General features: G+C 67.8%; 2 protein-coding genes. One reads left to right on the top strand and one right to left on the bottom strand.

The window, feature by feature from the left end:
* Positions 1 to 47 precede the first annotated feature (47 nt).
* Positions 48 to 920, bottom strand: coding sequence for a LuxR family transcriptional regulator (locus tag DBR23_RS18405; protein ID WP_233250549.1), 873 nt, complete (start codon positions 918 to 920; stop codon positions 48 to 50).
* A 162-nt stretch (positions 921 to 1,082) separates the two neighbouring features.
* Between DBR23_RS18405 and DBR23_RS18400 the strand changes: the two genes are divergently transcribed.
* Positions 1,083 to 1,225, top strand: a 143-nt coding sequence (locus tag DBR23_RS18400) for a DUF3237 family protein (RefSeq protein ID WP_369882135.1), incomplete at its 3' end; no start/stop codon positions are given.

Genomic DNA, 1,225 nt, shown 5'->3' with positions numbered 1-1,225 from the left:
GCTGGGCATGGGCTGGCATTGTGCCCATGCGTGGCGTGCTCTTTCGTCTAAACGCTGCGTTGGGTGCCCAGCGCCAGTGCAAACAGCTCGTTGCGAGAGTGGATGCCCAGGCGGCTGAATGCGCGGTTGCGGTAGGTTTTGACAGTGGGAAGGCTCAGGCCCAGGTCGCAGGCAATGCCCTCCTGCGTCATGCCTTGCAGCAGGCGGGCGCACACGTCCAGCTCGCGCTCGGTCAGCCCCGCGTGGGCGCGCAGCAGGCGTTCGCGCAGCGCGGGCAGGCTGTGGGATAGCGCGGGGGCCGTGGCCTGTGGTGGGGGTTGCAGTGCGGGTTGCAACACCCCGGGGCGCTGGGCCAGGACGATGTGCTTGCGGGTCAGCGCCAGCAGCACCGGGGCCATGCCCTCAAAGTCGCTGATCTGCCGGTCCTGGAACGGCTTTTGGTGCTGGTGGCGGTAGAAGTTGACGGCAAAGACCGAGCCATCGCTCTCGTGTTCGACCACCGACACCCGCTCGGCCACGCCATGGGCCTCGTATACGCGGGCGCGGTGTTCTGCGTCCACTTCGGGCGCCGTCAGGTGGCACAACTGGGTGGGCGCTTCGGCCGGGGCGGCTTCGTCCAGCGAGCGGCCCCAGGTGCGGTCGGTGCGGTAGGGGCCTGACAGGTAGGCCCACCAGCAGTCCTGCGTGGTGTCGGGAATGCCGTAACTGGCCGACATGAACAAGGTGGGTTTGCAATGGCGCCCGGTGCGGTACACCGACCACGACGCTGCGGGCAGCACGGGTGCCAGCTCCTGCAGCATGCCGCAGGCAAACCCGTCATCGCCTAGCTGGTGAACCATGGCGCCCAGGGCCGAACCCGTGAGGTTGGGCGGGGGCGTGATGCCGCCGCCGGATGTGCTTGCAGGGAGCCAGTGCCTCATGGGTTGCGCGGGGTATGCCGGGTGGGCTTTGTCATTGCTGTCATCTTCAGGGATGACAGGGGTCAAGCGCCACGGGATTTACGCTAGGTGCAACCCCGCATGCAGGCTGGGTGCACGCCGCCCCTGGCCGCTTGCCTGCCAGACACCCGAAAGATGGAGCCCATGACCGAACCCGTGCCCTTTGTGGAACCCCGTTTGCGATTTTTTGCCGACCTGCGCGTGGAGGTGGGCGTGCCCCAGGAGGTGGGCCGCACCGTACACGGCCTGCGCCGGCTCATCCCCATCCTGGGCGGTAAGGCCCAGGG

Source organism: Acidovorax sp. HMWF018 (assembly GCF_003061035.1).
In the GTDB taxonomy this organism is placed as follows: Bacteria; Pseudomonadota; Gammaproteobacteria; order Burkholderiales; family Burkholderiaceae_C; genus Acidovorax; species Acidovorax delafieldii.
Note: the sequence above shows the minus strand (reverse complement) of the source record. Positions and strands in the feature narration are given on the sequence as shown.